We start from the raw sequence: 22,090 nt of genomic DNA on the forward strand, positions 1-22,090 counted from the left end.
GGGCCGCGCTACCAGGCGGCAGAAAGGCACGGGCCGTGGCATCCACGGTCACCACCGATCCGTCGAAGGACTCGCCGGCACCCGCCCGCCCGGGGCACTCGCCGGCATCCGTCCGCCCGGGATACGGGCAGCTGCTGCGCACGCGCGGCGCCTGGACGTTCCTGCTGCCCGGCTTCGCCGCCCGCCAGCCGTTCGCGATGCTCACCCTGTCCATCGTGCTGCTGGTGCAGCACACCACCGGCTCGTACGGCGCGGCCGGCGCCGCCGCGGCCGTCACCGGTGTCTCCATGGCGCTGTTCGCGCCCTGGAGCGGCCGTCTCGCCGACCGTTACGGGCAGCGCGCCGTGCTGGTCCCCGGCGTCCTCGTGCACACCGTGTCGGGCCTCGCGCTCACCTCCCTCGCCCTCGCGCACGCGCCGCTGTGGGCGGTGTTCGCGGCGGCCGTGCCCACGGGCGCCTCGGTGCCCCAGGTCGGCCCCATGGTGCGGGCCCGCTGGGGCGTGCGGCTCAAGGGCTCGCCCCTGATGACCACCGCGGCGGCCTTCGAGTCCGTCACCGACGAGCTCACCTTCGTCTTCGGCCCGCTGCTCGCGACCGCCCTGTGCACCGCCGTGCACCCGGCCGCGGGGCTGCTCACCGAGGCCTCGCTGACCCTGCTCGGCGGGCTGCTGTTCGCCGCGCAGCGCGGCACGCAGCCCCAGATCGCCGCCGCCGGGCACGCGCGCGTGGAGCACTCCTCGGCGCTGCGCGTCCCCGGTGTGCGCGTGCTGGTCGTGACCTTCCTGGGCATCGGCTCCGTCTTCGGCGGCATGCAGGTCTCGCTGGCCGCGTTCACCGAGTCGATCGGCGAGCCCGGCCTCAACGGCGTCCTGTACGGCACGTTCGCCGCGGGCAACATGCTCTCCGGCCTGGTCTGCGGGGCCGTCGCCTGGAAGGCCGCGCCGCAGCGGCGGCTGGTCGTCGCCTACGCCGCGCTTGCGCTCGTCGCCTCCGGTCTGTGGGCGGCGCACTCGGTGCTCGTGCTGGCGGGCCTCGGCCTGCTGGTCGGCATGTGCATCGCGCCCGCGCTGATCACCGGCTACACCCTGGTCGACGGCCTGGTCCCGGCCGGCGCCCGCACGGAGGCGTTCACCTGGCTGACCGGCGCGGTGGCGCTCGGCCAGGCGGCCGCCGTCACGATCGCCGGACAGCTCGAGGACCGCCTGTGGGGCGGCTCCGGTTTCCTTGTCCCGATGGGCGGCACGATGCTGGCCCTGATCACCCTGCTGGCCCTGCGGTCGCGGCTGGCGGCACGCCCCCGCGAACGCACCGTCGCACGTGGCGTCGGTCACCGCGTGCCGGTGACAGTGGACTGATCCCGTGGAATGCGTCAAGATAGACCGTCGTTAGCACTCACTGAGTGAGAGTGCCAGGAGGAAGACAGTGCCGACCTACCAGTACCAGTGCACCGAGTGCGGCGAGGGCCTCGAGGCGGTGCAGAAGTTCACCGACGACGCCCTGACCGAGTGCCCCGACTGCGGTGGCCGCCTCAAGAAGGTGTTCTCCGCCGTCGGCATCGTCTTCAAGGGCTCCGGTTTCTACCGCAACGACAGCCGCGGCTCCTCGTCGAGCAGCTCGCCGGCGTCGTCGTCCTCGAAGCCGTCGACGTCCGGTTCCGACACGAAGTCGTCGAGCACGAGCCCCTCGTCGTCCTCGTCGTCCTCGGACTCCAAGTCGTCGAGCAGCGGCACCTCCGCCGGCAGCAGCTCCGCCGCGTAGGGCGCTTTTCGGACGCCTTCCGGGGCGCCTTTCGCCAGTTCTTACGGGACCCTGTCGTCGTCCGACGGCGGGGTCCTCGGCGTTTCCCCGTGCGGTTAGGGTGCGACGCATGGCGAACAAGGCGAACGCAGAGATCGGTGTGATCGGCGGCTCCGGCTTCTACTCGTTCCTGGACGACGTGACCGAGCTCCAGGTCGACACCCCCTACGGGCCGCCCAGCGACTCCCTCTTCCTCGGCGAGGTGGCCGGCCGACGCGTCGCCTTCCTGCCCCGGCACGGACGCGGCCACCATCTGCCGCCGCACCGCATCAACTACCGGGCCAACCTGTGGGCGCTGCGCTCGGTCGGCGTGCGTCAGGTCCTCGGTCCGTGCGCGGTGGGCGGTCTGCGCCCCGAGTACGGGCCCGGCACGCTCCTCGTGCCCGACCAGCTGGTCGACCGCACCAAGTCGCGGACCGGGACCTACTTCGACGGACTGCCGCTGCCCGACGGCACGGTGCCCGAGGTGGTGCACGTGTCGCTGGCCGACCCCTACTGCCCCACCGGACGGGCGGCGGCTCTCAAGGCGGCGCGCGACCGGCAGTGGGAACCGGTGGACGCGGGAACCCTCGTCGTGATCGAGGGGCCGCGGTTCTCCACCCGTGCCGAATCGCTGTGGCACCAGGCGCAGGGCTGGTCGGTGGTGGGCATGACGGGCCACCCGGAAGCCGCGCTGGCGCGTGAACTCGAGCTCTGCTACACATCGTTGACCCTGGTCACCGATCTGGACGCGGGCGCCGAGAGCGGCGAGGGCGTCTCCCACGAGGAGGTGCTGCGGGTGTTCGCGGCGAACGTGGACCGGCTGCGGGGCGTGCTGTTCGACGCCGTGGCCGCGCTGCCGTCGACGCAGGACCGCGACTGCCTGTGCAGGAACGCGCTGGGCGGACTCAACCCGGGGTTCGAGCTGCCGTAGGCGGGGGTGGTGCGGGGGTGGGGTGTACGGGGTGGCGGGTGCTGTTACTCCGGCGGGTGAGGCGGGAGTAGCGGGTGTGGCGGAGCGGCCGGGGGCGGAACTCCTCGTTCGGGTGAGGGAGTTGTCCACAACCCGTGGGTGGTCCACCGGTTCCGGCGGGGGACGGCGCGAAGGCCCATCGTGGCTGTGCAAGCCCGTCCCTCGTCGCAGGTGGTGACCCCTTCGTGTCTTTCTCGCCTCTCTCCGCTCCCCTGTCTTGCGCACCCTTCCCCGCCAGGCCCGTCCGCCGCCCCGGGGCTCCCCCGGCGGATCCGTCACCCTCCCGCCCGTTCTTCTCCGGCGCGGAGGCGCCCGCCAACCGGGAGGTGCCGCCCTTCTCTCCGGTGCGCGTCCGATGCGGGCGGTACCGGCTGAGTCCGGTGGGCAGGCTGGCCCGAGGTCGTAGGCGGGCTCTCGCGGCCGGTCTCGCCGTCACCGCCGTCGCGCTGGTGGCGGCCGGGCCGCGGATCGGCGATCCGGTGCGCGGACACCCGTCGGAGCGGAGCGGAACCGGCCCGTCGGCCCGCGCGCAGTCGGCGGCGCGCGCGCCCGCCCCGGTCCCGCGCGCCGCCAGGAAGGTGTCGGCCCCGGTGCGGATCGCCGATGCCGCCGCCGTCCGGCTGCTGCGCCCCGGTGACCGGGTGGACGTCATCGCCGCCGAGCAGACGGTGCGGGGCGCCACCGCCCGGGTGGTCGCCCGTGGAGCGCTCGTGACCAGGGTCCCCGAGCCGCTGGACGTCCCGGCCGGCGATGCCGGGCCGGTCAGTGACGCGGGCGCGCTGGTCGTGCTGTCGGTGCCCCGGTCCACCGCGGCGCGGCTGGCCGGCGCGAGCGCCGCCGCGCGGCTGTCGGTGACCCTGTGCTGACGTCAAATCCCCCCGTCGAGGGACCTCGTGGGACACCCGTGCCGGGCGGTGACGTAGGTTGCGGAGCTGTTTGTTCCACAACCTGTACATGCGAGGAGTGTCCCCGAGGTGAGCGAACAGAAGGCAAGCGTCCTGCAGGGTTTCAAGGCCTTCCTGATGCGAGGCAACGTCGTCGATCTGGCCGTCGCGGTGGTGATCGGCGCGGCTTTCTCGAACATCGTCAACTCGATCGTGAAGGGCATCATCAACCCGGTCGTCGGAGCCGTCGGCACCAAGAACCTGGACAGCTACTACTCCTGCATCAAAGACCCCTGCACCGGGACGGGCGACAGCGCGACCGGGGTCCGGATCCTGTGGGGGTCCGTCCTCGGCGCGACCCTCACGTTCGTGATCACCGCGGCGGTCGTCTACTTCCTGATGGTCCTGCCCATGGCGAAGTACCTGGCGAAGGTCGAGGCCCGCAGGAAGGCCAAGGAGGGCACACGGGAGATCATCGAGGTGACCGAGCTGGAGGTGCTCAAGGAGATCCGCGACGCCCTGGTCGCCCAGCGGGGCACCGGCCACAGCGAGCGATAGCGACGGCACTGCCGCCGGGGGGCCGCGCGAAGCGGCGTCCGGCAGCCTGCGCGGCCCGTGCGGCCCGTGCGGCCCGTGCGGTCTCAGATGTGGTGGGGCGGCTTCTCGTCGAGGAACCGCCTGAGGTCGGCGGCGCTGTCCCCGTCGGCGGCAGGTCGCTCGCCCCACCCCTGGTCGGTGTCGTCCGAGGACTGCCGGTCCAGCGGGTCGTCGAAGTTCAGCGCGGCCTTCGGGTCGCGCCGCTCGGGGGAGGGGCTGCTCATGCCTCAAGAGTACGGCCCCGCCGGCCGGCCGTGCCGGGCCGGTCTGGGCGGACCAGGGCTTCGCCGGCCGCCTGGTCGACTGGGCCACCACCGTGCTCGGCGGCGAACCGGAGATCGTCCGCAAAGACCCCGACCAACAGAGGTCGGGTGCGGCCCGGAGGCCGGGGCGCTGGGCGAGACTGCCTCCATGACAGTTGACGCTCTGACGGATGTCCCCGGCCTGCGGGTGGGGCATGCCACGCGGACGGGCGGCGGGTGGCTCACCGGCACCACGGTGGTCCTCGCGCCGGAGGGCGGTGCCGTGGCAGCCGTCGATGTGCGCGGCGGCGGTCCCGGCACCAAGGAGACCGACGCCCTCGATCCGCGCAACCTGGTCCAGCGGGTCGAGGCGATCGTGCTGACCGGCGGCAGCGCCTACGGGCTGGACGCGGCGTCCGGGGTGATGGCCTGGCTGGAGGAGCAGGGGCGCGGGATCCCGGTCGGCCCGGATCCACGGCACGTCGTGCCGGTGGTGCCCGCCGCCTGTGTCTTCGACCTGGGGCGGGGCGGCGACTTCCGGGCCCGCCCCGACGCGGCCACCGGCCGGGCCGCGGTGGAGGCGGCTGCGGCCTGCGAGCCCGGAGCACCGGTGCCGGAGGGCTGTGTCGGCGCGGGGACGGGCGCGGCCGTCGGGGCGATGAAGGGTGGGGTGGGCACCGCCGGCGTCGTCCTCGGGTCGGGGATCACGGTGGCCGCGCTGGTGGTGGCCAACGCCGTGGGGTCGGTGCTGGATCCGGATACGGGAGTGCTGTACGGGGAGTATTTCCAGGGGCGCGTGACGTACCCGAGTGCGCGGGTGCACGAGGCCGCGCGCCGCCGGCTGGCCGAGAGCGCGGCGAGGAACGCCCCTGCGCCGCTCAACACGACGCTCGCGGTGGTGGCCACCGACGCGGACCTGTCCAAGGCGCAGGCGCAGAAGCTGGCGGGGACGGCACACGACGGCATCGCGCGTGCCGTACGGCCGGTGCACCTGCTGCATGACGGCGACACCGTGTTCACGCTGGCGACGGGCGCGCGTCCGCTCGACCCCGGCAACCCGCTCGCCCTGAACGACGTGCTCGCGGCGGGCGCGGACATGGTGACGCGGGCGATCGTGCGAGCCGTGCGCGCCGCCGAGTCGATGGATGTACCGGGCGGGACCTGGCCGTCGTACCGGGAGCTGTACGGGGCCGGTTGACGGACACTCGGGGACGGGCGCTCGTCACCGGCAACGGGCGCTCGGGGACGGGTGATTGTCACGGGGGTGTGCTCGCCGAGGGCGATTGTCCGGGTTCTGTCACGTGACGGCGTCAACGGGGATCGGAGGGAACCCCGTCGGCCGCCGAGGCCCTCCTTGTCCACGTACCGGATCGGATACCGGCACGGATACCGGCACGGATCACTCACCTCACACGAAGTTGGAGCAGCCCGTGACTACGGCGGACAAAGCAGCGCGGCGCGCAGTGGGAGCCTGTGCGGCCCTGATCGTCGGCGCCCTGACCCTGACCGCTTGCGGGGGCAGCGCCAGCGCCGAGGACGAGAACGCCAAGGGCGGCAAGAACGGCACGAGCGCCGTCAAGACGTCCACCGCGAAGATCGTCATCTCGGCGCAGGACGGCTCGACGGGCGCGTCGATCAACACGACCGGGGTGAAGGTCGCCGAGGGCCGGCTCACCGAGGTGAAGATGACGGTGGCCGGGTCGGGGCAGGCCGTCGAAGGCGTCCTGTCGGCGGACGGCGGCAGCTGGAAGCCGAAGGAGCAGCTGGAGCGCGGGACGAAGTACCGGATATCGGCGATCGCGAAGGACTCGAGCGGCAGGACCGCTGCCGCCAACTCCACTTTCACCACGGTCTCTTCGGCCGACAGCTTCATCGGCACGTACACGCCGGACAACGGCACGACGGTGGGCGTGGGGATGCCGGTGTCCTTCGCCTTCGACAAGGCCATCGGCGACAAGAAGGCCGTGCAGTCGCACATCACGGTCACCTCCAGCAGCGGACAGCAGGTGGTGGGGCACTGGTTCGGCGCGCAGCGGCTGGACTTCCGGCCCGAGGAGTACTGGAAGGCCGGCTCCAAGATCACGATGAAGATCGACCTGGACGGGGTGGAGGGCGCGAACGGTCTGCACGGTGTGCAGAAGAAGACGGTCACCTTCACGGTCGGGCGTTCTCAGGTCTCGACGGTCGACGTGAACACGCAGACCATGACGGTGGTGCGGGACGGCCGGGCGCTGAAGACGGTCCCGATCTCGTCGGGCGACGCCCAGCACACCACGTACAACGGCCAGATGGTGATCTCCGAGAAGTTCACCCAGACGCGGATGAACAGCCGGACGGTCAACCTGGGCTCCGAGTACGACATCCCTGATGTCCCGCACGCGATGCGGCTGACCGCGTCCGGCACCTTCCTCCACGGCAACTACTGGTACCGGAAGAGCAATCCGCCCTTCGGCCGCACCGGCACCAGCCACGGCTGCGTGGGGCTCGCCGACGTGCGGGGCGCGCAGGGCGACACGCCCGCCAAGTGGTTCTACGACCAGTCGCTGATCGGTGACGTGGTGGTCGTCAAGAACTCCCCCGACAAGACGGTGGCCCCGGACAACGGGCTCAACGGGTGGAACCTGTCGTGGGCCGAGTGGACGGCCGGAAGTGCGGTCTGACCGTATGACCGGCGGTTTTTGAGGGCATGACGGGCCGCGCGGGAACCGATCGCGCGGCCCGAGCGTTTTCCTCGACGTACGTTTTCTCGGTTCCCGGACATGATGTCCGACCGAGGGGCTACGGTATGCACCCACAAGGTGACATGCAGCAACGCCGGGAGAAACCTTGAGCGTTCCGTACGAGACCACAGCGTACGAACCAGCCGAGTCGCCCGAGTCTCCGGAGGAGCACCTCGCGCGACTGCTGGGTCGCGCCCTGAACTCCTTCGAACTGCCCGACGAGGCCCTGCGGCGGCTCGACTGCGCGCTGGCCCACGACAGTTCCCTGCACTCTGCGCACCACAGCGCGGGCCTGCACCGGGAGACCTACCGGCACACCTGGCTGCTGGCCGACGGCTGCGCGCTCACGCTGTGGGAGCTGGTGCACAACACCGCACCGGGCAGCGAGCCGCAGCACGAGGTGTACGTCGACGAGGAGGAGCTGCGCGCCGCCACGGCCCGGCTGCCCCTGCCGTCGGACACGCCGGACTTCGAACTGCCGGTGCTGGTACAGCTGTCGCCGGTGCCCGCACCCCGCCACATGTACGTGCCGGACGACTCGGCGGACCACGCGCGCAGACTGCTGCGCCGCGCGGAGAACGCCGATCAGCCCGGCGCGGACACGACAGCGCTGCTGAAGTCGGCGTTCGCGCACCAGATCACCCAGGCTTTCGGGCGCCCTTGCCGTGCGGGCCGGATCGGCCTCGGCTACTCGCTCTACGAGCACGCCTTCCTGCTGCGCGACGGCCGGGAGATCTCCCTGTGGGAGGTCGAGCACACGGCGACGCCCGACGGCCGCCACATGTGCGAGGTGTACGCGTCGGAGGACGCGGCACGCGATGCGATGGAGCGCCGGGCCGCCCAGGTGTCCTGAGGAACGGGGCGTCCGGCCGGAATCCCGGAATCAGCGGCCGTCGCCGAGCCGGCGCACGAGGCCCGCGAACGCGTCCTCCTCCGCCACCGTCAGTTCGACGGTCTCCCGGTGGGGACCGGTCCGCGCCCGACCCCGGAGACCTGGAAGGCCGGGATGGGCCGGGTGAGCGGGAAGGGTGGGAAGCACCGGGACGGCGGGCAGTGCCGCGTGCGCCGCAGCGCGTGCCCGCATACGGCGCAGGACCCGGGTCACGACGAGCAGCCAGGCGACGGACGCCACGGCGAGAACGGTCAGGGCCGTCAACAGTGCGGGCGTGAGATGCACGGGCATACCGCCAGTACACACCACGGCCCGGGGCTTCGGCCCCGGACCGTGACGAATCTCGCAGGTCACCCACACCGGCGGATATACGCGGCCGCTGCGGGCGAAGACCGCACGGGGCCGTGGCCGGGGGCCGCAGGCTAGGACCGGGGCCCGCGCGCTGCGAGCCCGGGGCCTGCGTGCTCAAGCGCGAGGGCGCGTGGTCGAGTCGGGTGCTATGCGGCCACCGGCTGCTTCGGCTCCGACGCCGTAGCGGACGTGGTCCCCTCCGTCGTCCCGGGCTCCGCCGTCCCCGTACCGGCGAGGGGCTTGCGCAGGCCCTTGAGGACGACGACCACGGCCGTCGTCACGCACACGCCAGCCGCGACGGCCAGCAGGTACAGGAACGGGCTGCCGATCAGCGGGACCACGAAGACGCCGCCGTGCGGGGCGCGCAGGGTGGCGCCGAAGGCCATGGACAGGGCGCCGGTGACCGCGCCGCCCGCCATCGAGGCGGGGATGACGCGCAGCGGGTCGGCGGCGGCGAACGGGATCGCGCCCTCGGAGATGAAGGAGGCGCCCAGCACCCAGGCCGCCTTGCCGTTCTCGCGTTCGGTCGGCGTGAAGAGCTTCTTGCGGACGACGGTCGCGAGCGCCATGCCCAGCGGCGGCACCATTCCCGCCGCCATCACCGCGGCCATGACCTTCATCGCGGAGTCGCTGGGGTCCTGGACGGCGATACCGGCCGTGGCGAAGGCGTAGGCGACCTTGTTGACCGGACCTCCGAGGTCGAAGGACATCATCAGGCCGAGCAACACGCCCAGCAGGACGGCGTTGGTGCCGGAGAGCCCGGCCAGCCAGTCCGTCATGCCCTTCTGGGCCTCGGCGATGGGCTTGCCGACCACCACGAACATCAGGAAGCCGACGACCAGCGAGGAGATCAGCGGGATCACCACCACCGGCATGATGCCGCGCAGCACCGGAGGGATCCTGATCCGCTGGATCGCGAGGACGACGCCGCCCGCCAGCAGACCGGCGACCAGGCCGCCGAGGAAGCCGGCCGCGATGTTGGAGGCGATCATTCCGCCGACGAAGCCGGGGACGAGGCCGGGCCGGTCGGCCATGCCGTAAGCGATGTAGCCGGCGAGGACCGGGATGAGAAAGCCGAAGGCGACCCCGCCGATCTGGAAGAGCAGGGCGCCCCAACTGTCGACCTGGGTCCAGGAGAAGTGCTCCATGACCGAGGGCGCCTTGTTGATCTCCCAGCCGCCGATCGCGAAGCCCAGAGCGATCAGCAGACCGCCCGCGGCGACGAACGGGACCATGTAACTGACGCCCGTCATCAGCCACTTGCGCAGCCTGGTGCCATAGCCGTCGCCGGACTCGCCGGCCCGCTCGACGGGCGTGCCGCCGCCCTTGGCGCTCGCCGTGACCTCGCCGCGCTCGGCCTTGCCGCGCACGTCGGCGATCAACTGGGCGGGCTTGTTGATGCCGGCCTTCACACCGACGTCGACGGTCGGCTTGCCGGCGAACCGTTCCTTCTCCCGTACGGGCACGTCGTGGGCGAAGATCACACCGTCCGCGTCGGCGATGACCGCCGGGTCGAGCCGGGAGAACCCGGCCGAGCCCTGCGTCTCCACGACCAGCTCGACGCCCGCCTCACGGCCCGCGTTCTCCAGGGACTCCGCCGCCATGTAGGTGTGGGCGATGCCGGTGGGGCAGGAGGTGACGGCCACGATCCGGAAGGGGCGACCGCTCGCCGGCCCGGGGGCGGCAGGAGATGCCGCGGGGGCCGTGCCGGCGTCGGCGGAGGCCGCCGCCGACGCCGGCACGGAGTCTTCGGACGTCTCGGGATCCTCGGACGTCGCAGGGGTCTCGGACGTCGTGGGGGCCGCAGCCTCGTCGCCGCGGATCAGGACCGCCGCGGCCGCCGGGTCGCCCGCCGCGCGCAACGCGTCGGTGAACTCGGTGTTCATCAGCTGACGGGCCAGGGACGACAGGATCGTCAGATGGGCGTCGTCGGCGCCGGCCGGGGCGGCGATGAGGAAGATCAGGTCGGCGGGGCCGTCCGCGGCGCCGAAGTCGACGCCCGCCGTGCTGCGGCCGAAGGCGAGGGTCGGCTCGGTGACGTGGGCGCTGCGGCAGTGCGGGATGCCGATGCCGCCGTCGAGACCGGTCGGCATCTGGGCCTCGCGGGCGGCCACGTCGGCGAGGAAACCGTCGAGGTCGGTCACCCGGCCCAGGGCCACCATGCGCTCGGCGAGGGACCGCGCCACCGCTTCCTTCGTTTCGGCGGACAGGTCGAGGTCGACCAGGTCCGCGGTGATCATGTCGCTCATCGCGGGCTCCTTCGCACGCGTATTGCCCGGGGCGTGGAGTGATGGGAGGGAGAGGGGGCGGGGAGGTCGAAGGCGGGAAAACGGGAGGTGGGGAGGTCGGAGGCGGGGCTGGGGGGACCCGGCCTCCGTGGGGTCGCGGGAGGGTTCGGGTCCTGCGACCCCTGGTCGGCAGGGCGACTCAGGATGCCCTGCCGGCCGTAGGGAGCGGCGGGTGCCGGGGCACCTCGCCGTTCAGGCGGCGGGGCACCTCGCCGTTCAGGGGCCGGTGTGCCGGGCGTCGCGGGGCGCGCGTGGGTCGTCGTCATGAAACCGGCTCGCCGAGTCGACGGTCCACCGGCACCTCCGCCGTCACCGTCACCGCCGCCGGATCCAGGTCGGACGGGGTCGGCATCACGCTGCCGGGCAGCTGGACGGCGGCCGCGCCGTGTGCGACGGCGGAGGCGAGTGCCGCCGGGCCGCTGCCGCCGGCGACGAGAAAGCCGGCGAGGGAGGAGTCGCCCGCTCCGACGTTGCTGCGGACGACGTCCACGCGGGCGCTCGCGAACCAGGTGCCCGTGTCCTCCACGAGCAGTTGCCCGTCGGCGCCCAGGCTGGCGAGCACGGCACGGGCGCCCATTGCGCGCAGCTCCTCGGCCGCCTTCACCGCGTCGCCGACGGTCGCCAGGGGGCGTCCGACGGCCTCCGCGAGCTCCTCCGCGTTCGGCTTCACCACGTCGGGCCGCTCCCGCAGCGCCTCGAGCAGCGCACGCCCCGAGGTGTCCAGCGCGATGCGCGCGCCTGCGGCGTGCGCCCGTGCGACTACCTCGGCGTACCAGGAGGGCGTGAGCCCGCGGGGCAGGCTTCCGCAGCAGGCGATCCAGTCCGCGCCGCAGGACTGCTCACGCACCGTCGCCAGGAGCCGTTCCTGTTCCTCGGCGGACAGCTCGGGGCCGGGCGCGTTGATCTTCGTCAGGACGCCGTCCGACTCGGCTAGGGCGATGTTCGAGCGGGTGGCTCCGGCGACCGGGACCGGCGCTACCTCGATGCCCTGCGCGTCGAGCAGTTCGGCGACGAGCGCGCCCGGCGCGCCGCCCAGGGGCAGCACGGCGACCGTGCGCCTTCCGGTGGCCGCGACCGCGCGCGACACGTTCACGCCCTTGCCGCCCGGGTCCATCCGCTCACCGGTGGCGCGGACGACCTCGCCGCGGTCCAGGGCGGGGATCTCGTAGGTGCGGTCGAGGGAGGGGTTGGGGGTGACGGTGAGGATCACGCCCGCGCCGCCATGGGTGCCGCGGGTGCCTTTGGTGCCGCTCATGCTCGTACCACTTCCGTGCCGCCGCGTTCGACGGCGACCATGTCGTCGTCGCTGAGCCCGCTGTCGGTGATCAGCAGGTCCACGTCGCTCAGGTCGCAGAATCGGGCGAAGTGCTCCTGGCCGTGCTTGGAGGAGTCGGCGAGCAGCACCACGCGGCGTGCGGCTGCGACGGCCGCCCGCTTCACCGCGGCCTCGGCGAGGTCGGGAGTGGTCAGCCCGAGCTCGGCGGAGAAGCCGTTGGCGGCGACGAACAGGACGTCGGCGCGGATCTCGCCGTACGCGCGCAGCGCCCAGGCGTCCACGGCGGCGCGGGTGCGATGCCGTACGCGTCCCCCGACGAGATGGAGCTGCATCCCGGGGTGGTCCGCGAGACGGGCCGCGATGGGCAGGCTGTGCGTGACGACGGTGAGCTCGGCCTCCAGCGGCAGGGCGGCGGCCAGCCGGGCCACCGTCGTGCCGGCGTCGAGGATCATCGTGCCCTCGGCCGGCAGTTCGGCGAGGGCCGCCTTGGCGATGCGGTCCTTCTCGTCGGTGGAGGTGCCCTCGCGTTCGGCGAGGTCGGGCTCGAAGTCGAGGCGTCCGACCGGTATGGCGCCGCCGTGGACACGGCGCACCAGACCGGCGCGGTCGAGGGCCTTCAGGTCGCGGCGGATCGTCTCCGCGGTGACCTGGAACTCCTCGGCCAGTGACAGGACGTCCACCCGGCCGCCATCGCGGGCGAGCCGCAGGATCTCCTGCTGCCGCTCCGGTGCGTACATGTCCGTTCCCCTCCGACCGCTATCACGTTCATGCCCGAACGTGTGGTTTCGCCACGGAGGTTACGCCCGGATCGCCGATAAGTAAACAAGTTCGGGCGCGATGCGGGCAGGAACGGACACACGCGAAGGGGCCCGCCTCCGTTGCGGTGACGGGCCCCGGCCGGCGGGCTCAAGCTCAGCCGGCGGCGTCTTGCTCAGCCGGCGGGCTCAAGCTCAGCCGGCGAACTCGTGTTCCTTCTCCCGCGCCGGTTCCTCGGACGGGGCGGCCTCCGGGACGTCCTCGACGCCCTCCATGTGCTGCGCGGACCGCTTCGGCAGAGCGAACATCAGCAGGAAGATCCCGAACATCACCAGCGCCACCCAGCCCAGCGCGTGCTGGAAGGCGTTCACGAAGGCGGGGCCGACCTCGGCCGGGGCCAGCCGGTCGCCGATCTCGCCGAAGAAGACCACCGCGACGAGTCCGAGACCGAGCGCGTTGCCCATCTGCTGCACGGTGTTGATGAGTCCCGACGCCGAGCCGGCGTGCTCGCGCGGCACCTCGGACAGCACCGCGTCGGTGAGCGGGGCGAAGATCAGGCCCATGCCCACGCCCATCACGACCAGCGGCAGCGCCATCTGCCAGGGTGCGATGCCGAGGCCGTAGCGCTCGGACTCCCAGATGTAGAGGAGCACGCCGACGGTCATCGTCAGAGCGCCCGCCTGGAGCACCTTCCGCCCGAACCGCGGGGTCAGCTTCTGGACGGACATCCCGGCGGCCACCGACACCGCGATCGAGAACGGGACGCCGGTCAGCCCCGCCTTCAGCGGGCTCCAGCCGAGGCCGGTCTGCATGTACAGGGTCCACACCAGGAAGAAGACGCCGAGGCCGATCCCGAAGACGGTCTGCACGGCGACGCCCGCCGCGAAGCTCCGCACCCGGAAGAGGGTGAGCTCGATCAGCGGCGAGCCGTCCCGCGCGGCCTTGCGCCGCTCGTAGGCGACCAGCGCGCCGAAGACGCCCAGCGCGCCCGCCATCGACACGTACCCCCACACCGGCCAGCCGAGCTCACGGCCGCGGGTGAGCGGGTAGAGGAGCATGAGCAGACCGAGGGTCACCAGGACGACGCCCACCAGGTCCAGCTTCAGCGCCTTCGGGGCCTTCGACTCCGTGATGAACCGGCTGCCGAGGATCAGTCCCGCGATACCGACCGGCAGGTTGATCAGGAAGATCGGCCGCCACTCCAGCCCGAACAGGTTCCACTCCGTCAGCAGTGCGCCGAGCAGCGGGCCGGAGACCGCTCCCAGCCCCACGATCGCGCCGAACAGCCCGAACACCTTCCCCCGCTCGTGCGCCGGGAAGGTGGCGTGCACGATCGACAGCACCTGCGGGACCATCATCGCCGCCATGCCGCCCTGCAGGATGCGGGAGGCGACCAGCATGTCCGGGTTCACCGCGAAGCCACACAACGCGGAGGCGACGGTGAAGCCGCCGATGCCGATGAGGAACAGCCGCTTGCGACCGTGGATGTCGCCGAGCCGGCCGCCCGTGATGAGCCCGGCGGCGAAGGCGAGCGCGTAACCGGCGGTGATCCACTGGATCTGGCTCCAGGACGCGCCCGCGTCCTCCCGGATGGAGGGGATCGCGATGTTGACGATGGTGACGTCGACGAGGTCCATGAAAGCCGCGGTCATCACGATCGCGAGCGCGAACCAGCGGCGGCGGTCGCCCGGCGCGGCCGTGACGTCGGATGCCTTCACGGCGGATGCCGTCACGTCCCATGCCTTCGCGTCCGATGCCGTCGCGGGGGTTCCGGGGTCGGTGGCCCGAGAGGCGGGTGCCGCCGCCTCGTTCTCGTTCTCAGTGGAGGTGTCCGTGTCGCTCATGGGTATGACTGTAGGACCGCAATAGGTCAGATCGTGTCCTAGTGGTGAGGCATCCTCGAAACATGACGACGGACACCCCGGCTCGGCTGCTGCAACTCCTCTCCATCCTCCAGACGCCCCGCGAATGGCCCGGCGGCGAGCTCGCGGACCGCCTCGGGGTCTCCCGGCGCACGGTCCGGCGGGACATCGACCGACTGCGCGAACTCGGGTATCCCGTCGAGGCCAGCAAGGGCTCGGACGGCGGATACCGGCTGGTCGCGGGCAAGGCGATGCCACCGCTCGTGCTCGACGACGAGGAGGCCGTGGCGATCGCCGTCGGACTCCGGGCGGGCGCGGGGCACGCACTGGAGGGCGTCGACGAGGCCTCCGTACGGGCCCTCGCCAAGCTGGAACAGGTGCTGCCGGCCCGGCTGCGCCACCGCGTCTCCACCCTCCAGGCCGCGACCACACCGTTGACCAGCGGGGACGGCGCGAGCATCGCACCCGAGACGCTGACCGTCATGGCCTCGACGGTCGCCGGGCAGGAGCGACTGCGGTTCGCCTACCGCGCGAAGGACGGCACGGAGTCGCGGCGTCTGACCGAGCCCTACCGGCTGGTGTCCACGGGCCGGCGCTGGTATCTCGTGGCCTACGACATCGACCGCCAGGACTGGCGGACCTTCCGCGTCGACCGGGTCCGGGACCCCTTCGCGACCGGCTCCCGCTTCACGCCGCGCGAGCTCCCGACAGGCAGTGCGGCGGAATACCTCCGGCAGTCCATCCAACGGCGCCCCGACACGGACGAGTACACGTACGACGTCGTCATCGACGCACCGGCCGAACTGGTGGCGTCCCGGCTGCCGTCCTGGCTGGGCAGACCGGTCGCGCACCCGCCCGGGACGGCAGACGGGGAGGACGGCGGCGCGAACGACGGGGCGGCGGGCGGAGGGCCAGGCAGCGGGGCGGGTCGATGCCGGATGCGGGGGACCACCAGCGATCCGGTGGAGTGGACAGCGGTCCGGTTCGCCATGCTGGGGTACGAGTTCTCGGTCCGCGAGCCGCAGGAACTGGCGGACTGCGCACGGGAGTTGAGCGGACGCCTGGCACGCGCGGCGGAATCCGGATCCGGTCCGTCGAGCGGCTTCACGTCGGCTTCGCAGGGCTCGCCTTCGTAGGGCTCGCCTTCGTAGGGCTCGCCTTCGCAGGGCTTGCTTTGGCAGGGCTCGCCTTCGTAGGGCTCGCTTCCCACGCGAACCCGTGCAGGGCCCGCAGGTTGTGCAGCGCCAGCTCGGCCGGGCCGCGCGGACCGGTCGGCGCGGCGTCGGTCGCCGCCCAGCTCTCCACCGCGACCCGGACGGCGGCACTGGCCACGGCGGCCGTGAAGCGCTGGCGAGGAGAGGTGGGCGGCACGTCGGAGGCAGGGACGCCGGACCCTTCGGGTGCCTCGCCCGGTGGTGCCGCCTCCGTGGACGTATGGGGCTCATCGGCAGCACCGGGCGTGGCCGCCGCGCGTTCCGCCAGCACCTCCGCGATCGTGGTCTCCGAGCTGTGACAGACCTCCGCCCACACCTTCCCGAGGGCGGGGCTGGCGCCGGCCAGCCGGATCAGGGTGCGGACCCATTCCCAGGAGGCGGCCGACACTCCGCGGCCGGTGACGAGGGTGTGCCGCACGGCGTGTTCGAGAGCCTGCGGCACCGGCAGTTCGGCCGGGGCCTCGCGCAACGCCTCCGCCCAGCGCTCGGCGCCCGCCGAGTAGAGGGGGGCGACCGCCTCCTCCTTGGTCGCGAAGTACCGGTAGAAGGTGCGCGGGGCGATACCCGCGGCCTGGGCGATGTCCTCGGCCCGGGTCGCCTTCAGGCCACGGCTGACGAAGAGGCCGGCCGCCGCCCGGGCGATCTCCATCCGGGTCGCCGCTTTGCGCCGCTCGGTCAGCGAAGCCGAGCCGGCGGAGGGGGTCGAGCTGATCACGTCGGCAGGCTATGCCCATGTGGCACAATCTGCCATTCGGGCGGGTCACCCCGTGGTTCAGGTACGGGGTGCCCCGCCTCTCGGCGTGCCCGAGCGGGTCGCGTCCGAGGGCCTGTCATGTGCGCCCGCAACTCCCGCACGGCGAAAAGGAGCCGGGCTCCGGCCGCCTGGGGGGAGAGGCGCCGAAGCCCGGCTCTGGACAGTCCCGGCACCGGGGGGATGTGCGTCGGGACTTGGCTCACTCGCGCAGTGCGAAGATCTTGGGAGAGCTACGGGGTCCGATGGGCTCGAACTCCCGTGCTCAGAAGTCTTTTTCCCCGCTTCCGCCGATTGAAGCGGCGTTCCCGCGCCATGTTTGCGCGGTCCCCGCCCGCCGGGCGCACGCGGGCGGAAACCCCACATCACAGCACGCTCACAGCACGCCCGGCACCCCTGTGGGACCCGCACAAACCGGCCTCCCCCTCCGCCGGGGCGGGGCCGACGACCTGCTACGCCGCCGCCTCGAAGCCCGTGTCGCGGGCCAGCTTCTTCAGCTCCAGCAGAGCGTGCTTCTCTATCTGGCGGATGCGCTCCCTCGTCAGACCGTGCTCCTTGCCCACCTCGGTCAGGGTGCGCTCGCGGCCGTCGTCGATGCCGTAGCGCATCTTGATGATGGAGGCGGTGCGCGGGTCGAGACGGTCGATCAGGCCGTCCAGCTCCTCGCTGCGCAGCAGAGTGAGGACGGACTGCTCGGGCGAGACCGCGGAGGTGTCCTCCAGCAGGTCGCCGAACTGCGTCTCGCCCTGGTCGTCGACCGACATGTTCAGCGAGACCGGGTCACGCGCCCAGTCCAGCACGTCGGTGACGCGCTCCGGCGTGGAGCCGAGCTCGGCGGCGATCTCGGCGGGCTCGGGGTCGCGGCCGTTCTCACGGTTGAACTCGCGCTGTACGCGCCGGATCCGGCCGAGCTCCTCCACCAGGTGGACGGGCAGACGGATGGTGCGCGACTGGTCCGCTATGGACCGGGTGATGGCCTGACGGATCCACCAGGTCGCGTACGTGGAGAACTTGAAGCCCTTGCGGTAGTCGAACTTCTCGACCGCGCGCACCAGGCCCGCGTTGCCCTCCTGAATGAGGTCGAGGAGGGGAAGGCCGCTGCGGGGGTAGCGGCGCGCGACCGCGACCACCAGGCGCAGGTTGGAACGGATGAAGACGTCCTTGGCCCGCTCGCTGTCCGCGACCAGAGCCTCGAGCTCCTCGCGGGAGGCCTCCGCCCTGGACTTCTCCTCGCCGTCGAGGACCTGCTGTGCGAACACGCCGGCCTCGATGATCTGGGACAGCTCGACTTCCTTCGCGGCGTCGAGCAGGGGCGTGCGCGCGATCTCGTCGAGATACATGCCGACCAGGTCGCGGTCGGCGATCTCGCCGCCATGGGCGCGAACACTGCGGGCCGCGCTGCTCGTCTCGCCGGTGGCGGACTTGCGGCGGGCGACGGCACGGGTTGCCATGCGTGCTCCCTTGCGATGGAGGTTCGGCGGGTGGCCCTTCAGACACCTGGTCACTCTCGGAACTCGGGACTCTCCTCGGGTGCCCGGCATCTGATGGAAACAACGACTGGAATCAGGACAGAATTCCCCACCAGCACCCCGAATTTGATGATCTTGCAGTACCCTGTCTGCCCACTCGAGGAGGGCCGATGATGTCGGAACGTACAGAAGTGCAGGTCAGACCAGGAACCGAGGCTGACCTCGAGGCCCTCACCAGCCTCTACAACCACTACGTACGTGAGACGCCCATCACATTCGACACGGCGGTCTTCCGTCCGGAAGAACGACGTCCTTGGCTGCTCTCCCACCCTGTAGACGGGCCTTACCGTCTGATGGTTGCCACAGAAACGGACTCACAGGACATCCGGGGGTCTCGGCAACGGACCTCACGGAGGATCCTGGGTTACGCCACATCCAGCCCCTACCGCCCAAAGGCGGCCTACTCCACCTCGGTGGAGGTGACGGTCTACGTCGCTCCGGACGCCGGCGGGCGCGGCATCGGCACACTGCTCTACAAGGCGCTCTTCGAAGCGCTCGCGGACGAGGACCTGCACCGCGCGTACGCGGGCATCGCACAGCCCAACGAAGCGTCCGTGCGGTTGCACGAACGCTTCGGGTTCCGGCACGTCGGCACCTACCGGGAGGTCGGCCGGAAGTTCGGCCGCTACTGGGACGTGGCCTGGTACGAGAAAGACCTCTGAGCGCCGACGCAGCACCGACACGGCCGCGATTCACCGCCGACGCGACACCGCAGACGCAGACGGGCGGCCGTCGCCCGCGGTCCCGACGAGCCGTCCCGCTCCTCAGCCGAACTGCACCGACCGCTTCGCCAGCCCCATCCAGAACCCGTCGATCACGGGCTTCTGCGCGTCCAGCTCGCCGGTCACCTCGGCGGCGCCCATGGTCACGAAGAGCGGGGCGAAGTGCTCGGTGCGCGGATGGGCGTACCGGCCGGCCGGGGCCTTGTGGAGGAAGTCGAGAAGACCGTCCCAGTCACGCGTCTCCAGTGCGCGCCGGCCCCAGTCGTCGAACTCCTCCGACCAGGTGGGCACTCCCCCGCCGGGGTGGCGCAGCGCGGCCAGGTTGTGGGTGAAGAAACCGGAGCCGACGATCAGGACTCCCTCGTCGCGGAGCGGCGCGAGCTTGCGGCCGATGTCCATCAGCTTCACGGGGTCGAGCGTCGGCATGGAGATCTGCAGGACCGGGATGTCGGCGGCCGGGAACATCTCGACGAGCGGGACGTATGCGCCGTGATCGAGGCCGCGGTCGGGGATGTCCTGTACGGGGATGCCCGGGGCGCGCAGCAGCTTGCGCACGCTCTCGGCGAGCGCGGGCGCGCCGGGGGCGTCGTACGTCACCTGGTAGTAGTGCTCGGGGAAACCCCAGAAGTCGTAGACCAGAGGGACGGGGTCGACGGCGCCGAGGGCGAGCGGGGCCTCCTCCCAGTGGGCGGAGACCATCAGAATCGCCTTGGGGCGGGGCAGGCCGGCCGACCAGGCGGCGAGTTCGCCGGGCCAGACGGCATCGTCCGCGAGCGGCGGGGCGCCATGACTGAGATAGAGCGTGGGCATGCGTTCCTGGGGGAGGGTGCGCTCCTGAGCTGCGGCAGACATGGCGGCTACTCCTTCCAGGGACGCGGACCGAACCGGGCTTCCTGCACGACGTCGATCAGCGATGATTGATTGAAATATAAAACGTCAACAGCCATGAGCATATTCCCAAATGATTTAAAATTCAAGGAGCGGGCGCTTACAGTGGAGCACATGAAGAAGGCACCCACATCCGTCGACGAGCAGCCGCAGCATCGCTGGCTCACCGCAGAGGAGCAGCTCGTCTGGCGCTTCTACGTGCACGCCACCACCCTGCTCGAGGACCACATGGACCGGCAGTTGCAGCGCGATGCGGGCATGCCGCACGTCTACTACGGCCTTCTGGTCAAGCTCGCCGAGTCCTCCCAGCGACGGCTGCGGATGACCGAACTGGCCATGCACGCCAAGATCACCCGCTCCCGCCTCTCGCACGCCATCGCACGTCTGGAGAAGAACGGCTGGGTGCGCCGCGAGGACTGCCCCTCCGACAAGCGCGGCCAGTTCGCCGTACTGACCGACCAGGGCCTGGACATGCTCAAGCGCGCCGCGCCCGGCCATGTCGCCGTCGTGCGCAACGCCCTGTTCGACCGCCTCTCCCCGGAACAGCAGAAGTCCCTCGGCGAGATCATGCAGATCATCGCCGAGGGACTTCAGCCGAATGAAGCGGGTGCGGACCTGCCCTGGCTCCGCTAGGACCTGTTCAGTCGCCCGAACGGGTCAGTGGACCATCACCGGCACCGCGTCCTCGGCGTCCTTCGAACCCGAGCCCGCGACCGCGCCCATGTCCGGCTTGCCGGCGTTGATGAAGGTCAGGGCGATGGCGGCGGCCGCCACCAGGATGCCGACGGCGAACCAGATGGCGCTGGTGTAGCCGTGCACCATGCCCTCCAGCTGCACCAGCTGCTGCTGGGGCTCGGAGGCGGCGCCGGCGACGTGGTCCTTGATGTACGAGGTCGTCGCGGACGCGGCGATGGTGTTCAGCAGGGCCGTGCCGATCGCGCCGCCCACCTGCTGCGAGGTGTTGACCATCGCGGAGGCGACACCGGCGTCCCGCGGCTCGATGCCGTACGTGGCCAGTGACATGGCCGGCATGAACGCCGTACCCATACCGAGGCCGAGCAGCAGCATCGCCGGCATCAGCACGGTCGTGTACGAGGTGTCGATCTCCATCCTGGTCAGCAGCAGCATGCCGAGGGCGGCGACCAGGAAGCCGGGGCCCATCAGCAGGCGCGGGGCGACCCGGGTCATCAGACGGGTGCCGATCTGGGTGGAGCCGGTGATCATGCCCGCGATCATCGGGAGGAAGGCGAAGCCGGTCTTGACCGGCGTGTAGCCCTTCACGATCTGCAGGTAGTAGGTAAGGAAGAGGAACAGACCGAACATCGCGATGATCGCGAGGCCGAGGGAGAGGTAGATCCCGCCGCGGTTGCGCTCGGTGATCACGCGCAGCGGCAGCAGCGGGGCCTTGACCTTCGACTCGACGATCACGAAGGCGCCCAGCAGGACGGCGGCCGCGACGAACATGCCGATGGTCGTGGAGTCGCTCCAGCCCTCCGACTCGGCGCGGGTGAACCCGTAGACCAGGGAGACCAGACCGAGGGTGGAGAGGATGACGCCCGGGATGTCGAGCGGCGAACGGTTGCGGCCACCCTCCGGCTCACGGATGACGAAGTACGCGCCGGCCGCGGCGACGATCGCGAACGGGATGTTCACGAAGAACGTCCAGCGCCAGTCCAGGTACTCGGTGAGGAAGCCGCCGAGGATCAGGCCGACGGCGCCGCCGCCACCGGCGATCGCACCGTAGATGCCGAACGCCTTGGCGCGCTCCTTGGCGTCGGTGAACATCACGGCGAGCAGGGAGAGCGCGGCGGGCGCGAGCAGCGCGCCGAACGCGCCCTGGAGTGCGCGGGCGCCGAACATCATCGCCTCGTTGACGGCCGCGCCGCCGAGCGCGGAGGCGGCGGCGAACCCGCCGAGGCCGACGACGAAGGCGCGCTTGCGGCCCCACAGGTCGGCTATGCGGCCGCCGAACAGCAGCAGACCGCCGAAGGCGAGGGCGTAGGCGGTGACGATCCACTGCCGGTTGCCGTCGGAGATGCCCAGGTCCTGCTGGGCGGAGGGCATCGCGATGTTCACGATGGTCGCGTCGAGGACGACCATCAACTGGGCGAGGGCGATGAAGGCCAGCGCTTTCCAGCGGTTGGCGTCCGGCCCGCTCCCCTTGCCGGGGACCGGGGCCGAGGCCGAGGCCTTCTGGGCTGTTTCAGACATGGGAATACCCGCTTCGGGACTTCGTGACGGAAAAACGGAACGATCTGAAGTAAGGGAGAAGAGGCGGCGGAGTGACGAGGTGGCACGTCTTCCATGACGGCCGGCCGCACGCCTTTGTGACAGCCGCTCGGTGACACGTCCTCGTGGTGACTGCTCGG

20 protein-coding genes and 1 pseudogene are annotated in these 22,090 nt (G+C 71.4%); 11 read left to right on the plus strand and 10 right to left on the minus strand.

What is annotated here, in order from left to right:
- Positions 1-35: 35 nt before the first annotated feature.
- From QA802_RS18000 to mscL, 5 genes are all read left to right on the plus strand, one after another.
- Entirely contained in the window at positions 36-1,355 is a 1,320-nt protein-coding gene (locus QA802_RS18000; RefSeq protein ID WP_334523654.1) for an MFS transporter, read from the plus strand.
- A 67-nt stretch (positions 1,356-1,422) separates the two neighbouring features.
- Positions 1,423-1,758 carry an FmdB family zinc ribbon protein gene (locus QA802_RS18005; RefSeq protein ID WP_334523657.1) on the plus strand — a complete coding sequence of 112 codons (336 nt, stop codon included), beginning with the start codon at positions 1,423-1,425 and terminating at the stop codon, positions 1,756-1,758.
- A 109-nt stretch (positions 1,759-1,867) separates the two neighbouring features.
- The gene (locus QA802_RS18010; RefSeq protein WP_334523660.1) at positions 1,868-2,710 is read left to right on the plus strand and encodes an S-methyl-5'-thioadenosine phosphorylase; all 843 of its coding nucleotides are present in this window, start codon (positions 1,868-1,870) and stop codon (positions 2,708-2,710) included.
- A gap of 365 nt (positions 2,711-3,075) precedes the next feature.
- Positions 3,076-3,615: an RcpC/CpaB family pilus assembly protein gene (locus QA802_RS18015; protein ID WP_334523663.1), complete on the plus strand. Its 540-nt coding sequence runs from the start codon at positions 3,076-3,078 to the stop codon at positions 3,613-3,615.
- A gap of 108 nt (positions 3,616-3,723) precedes the next feature.
- Positions 3,724-4,191, plus strand: coding sequence for a large conductance mechanosensitive channel protein MscL (gene mscL / locus QA802_RS18020; RefSeq protein ID WP_334523665.1), 468 nt, complete (start codon positions 3,724-3,726; stop codon positions 4,189-4,191).
- 83 nt (positions 4,192-4,274) lie between these two features.
- On the opposite strand, the gene QA802_RS18025 is transcribed toward mscL, so the two are convergent.
- Positions 4,275-4,454 carry a hypothetical protein gene (locus QA802_RS18025; RefSeq protein WP_334523668.1) on the minus strand — a complete coding sequence of 60 codons (180 nt, stop codon included), beginning with the start codon at positions 4,452-4,454 and terminating at the stop codon, positions 4,275-4,277.
- 187 nt (positions 4,455-4,641) lie between these two features.
- Between QA802_RS18025 and QA802_RS18030 the strand changes: the two genes are divergently transcribed.
- The 3 genes from QA802_RS18030 (at position 4,642) to QA802_RS18040 (ending at position 8,045) form a co-directional block, all read left to right on the plus strand.
- Positions 4,642-5,670 (plus strand): P1 family peptidase, encoded by a 1,029-nt coding sequence (locus QA802_RS18030; protein WP_334523671.1) that lies wholly within the window; start codon positions 4,642-4,644, stop codon positions 5,668-5,670.
- A 232-nt stretch (positions 5,671-5,902) separates the two neighbouring features.
- Positions 5,903-7,132, plus strand: coding sequence for a L,D-transpeptidase family protein (locus tag QA802_RS18035; protein ID WP_334523674.1), 1,230 nt, complete (start codon positions 5,903-5,905; stop codon positions 7,130-7,132).
- 166 nt (positions 7,133-7,298) lie between these two features.
- The gene (locus QA802_RS18040; RefSeq protein ID WP_334523676.1) at positions 7,299-8,045 is read left to right on the plus strand and encodes a DUF6227 family protein; all 747 of its coding nucleotides are present in this window, start codon (positions 7,299-7,301) and stop codon (positions 8,043-8,045) included.
- Positions 8,046-8,075: 30 nt separating this feature from the next.
- On the opposite strand, the gene QA802_RS18045 is transcribed toward QA802_RS18040, so the two are convergent.
- From QA802_RS18045 to QA802_RS18065, 5 genes are all read right to left on the minus strand, one after another.
- Positions 8,076-8,375 (minus strand): hypothetical protein, encoded by a 300-nt coding sequence (locus QA802_RS18045; RefSeq protein WP_334523679.1) that lies wholly within the window; start codon positions 8,373-8,375, stop codon positions 8,076-8,078.
- 206 nt (positions 8,376-8,581) lie between these two features.
- Positions 8,582-10,684, minus strand: a complete 2,103-nt coding sequence (locus QA802_RS18050) for a PTS fructose transporter subunit IIABC (protein ID WP_334523682.1) — start codon at positions 10,682-10,684, stop codon at positions 8,582-8,584.
- Positions 10,685-10,985: 301 nt separating this feature from the next.
- Positions 10,986-11,933 (minus strand): 1-phosphofructokinase, encoded by a 948-nt coding sequence (gene pfkB / locus QA802_RS18055; protein ID WP_319166944.1) that lies wholly within the window; start codon positions 11,931-11,933, stop codon positions 10,986-10,988.
- A gap of 41 nt (positions 11,934-11,974) precedes the next feature.
- Complete coding sequence (locus tag QA802_RS18060; protein ID WP_334523684.1) at positions 11,975-12,736, minus strand: DeoR/GlpR family DNA-binding transcription regulator; 762 nt, start codon at positions 12,734-12,736, stop codon at positions 11,975-11,977.
- Between the two features lie 213 nt (positions 12,737-12,949).
- Positions 12,950-14,407: an MFS transporter gene (locus QA802_RS18065; protein ID WP_334534722.1), complete on the minus strand. Its 1,458-nt coding sequence runs from the start codon at positions 14,405-14,407 to the stop codon at positions 12,950-12,952.
- A 254-nt stretch (positions 14,408-14,661) separates the two neighbouring features.
- Here QA802_RS18065 and QA802_RS18070 point away from each other — a divergent pair, with 254 nt between their 5' ends.
- Positions 14,662-15,753 (plus strand): helix-turn-helix transcriptional regulator, encoded by a 1,092-nt coding sequence (locus QA802_RS18070; RefSeq protein ID WP_334523687.1) that lies wholly within the window; start codon positions 14,662-14,664, stop codon positions 15,751-15,753.
- Positions 15,754-15,817: 64 nt separating this feature from the next.
- Here QA802_RS18070 and QA802_RS18075 read toward each other — a convergent pair.
- Positions 15,818-16,480: pseudogene (locus tag QA802_RS18075) on the minus strand (TetR family transcriptional regulator); the annotation flags it as partial.
- A gap of 554 nt (positions 16,481-17,034) precedes the next feature.
- Positions 17,035-18,033 (minus strand): sigma-70 family RNA polymerase sigma factor, encoded by a 999-nt coding sequence (locus QA802_RS18080; RefSeq protein WP_334523689.1) that lies wholly within the window; start codon positions 18,031-18,033, stop codon positions 17,035-17,037.
- A gap of 188 nt (positions 18,034-18,221) precedes the next feature.
- On the opposite strand from QA802_RS18080, the gene QA802_RS18085 reads away from it, so the two are divergent.
- The gene (locus tag QA802_RS18085) at positions 18,222-18,773 is read left to right on the plus strand and encodes a GNAT family N-acetyltransferase (RefSeq protein ID WP_334523692.1); all 552 of its coding nucleotides are present in this window, start codon (positions 18,222-18,224) and stop codon (positions 18,771-18,773) included.
- A gap of 102 nt (positions 18,774-18,875) precedes the next feature.
- Here QA802_RS18085 and QA802_RS18090 read toward each other — a convergent pair whose 3' ends face one another.
- Complete coding sequence (locus QA802_RS18090) at positions 18,876-19,685, minus strand: dioxygenase family protein (protein WP_334523695.1); 810 nt, start codon at positions 19,683-19,685, stop codon at positions 18,876-18,878.
- Between the two features lie 150 nt (positions 19,686-19,835).
- Here QA802_RS18090 and QA802_RS18095 point away from each other — a divergent pair, with 150 nt between their 5' ends.
- Entirely contained in the window at positions 19,836-20,354 is a 519-nt protein-coding gene (locus QA802_RS18095) for a MarR family winged helix-turn-helix transcriptional regulator (protein ID WP_334523698.1), read from the plus strand.
- Positions 20,355-20,378: 24 nt separating this feature from the next.
- Here the strand turns inward: QA802_RS18095 and QA802_RS18100 are convergent, their stop codons facing one another.
- A complete protein-coding gene (locus QA802_RS18100) occupies positions 20,379-21,932 on the minus strand; it encodes an MFS transporter (RefSeq protein WP_334523701.1) in 1,554 nt (517 codons plus the stop codon).
- Positions 21,933-22,090: the final 158 nt, after the last annotated feature.

It is taken from the genome of Streptomyces sp. B21-105 (assembly GCF_036898465.1).
Lineage (GTDB): Bacteria > Actinomycetota > Actinomycetes > Streptomycetales > Streptomycetaceae > Streptomyces.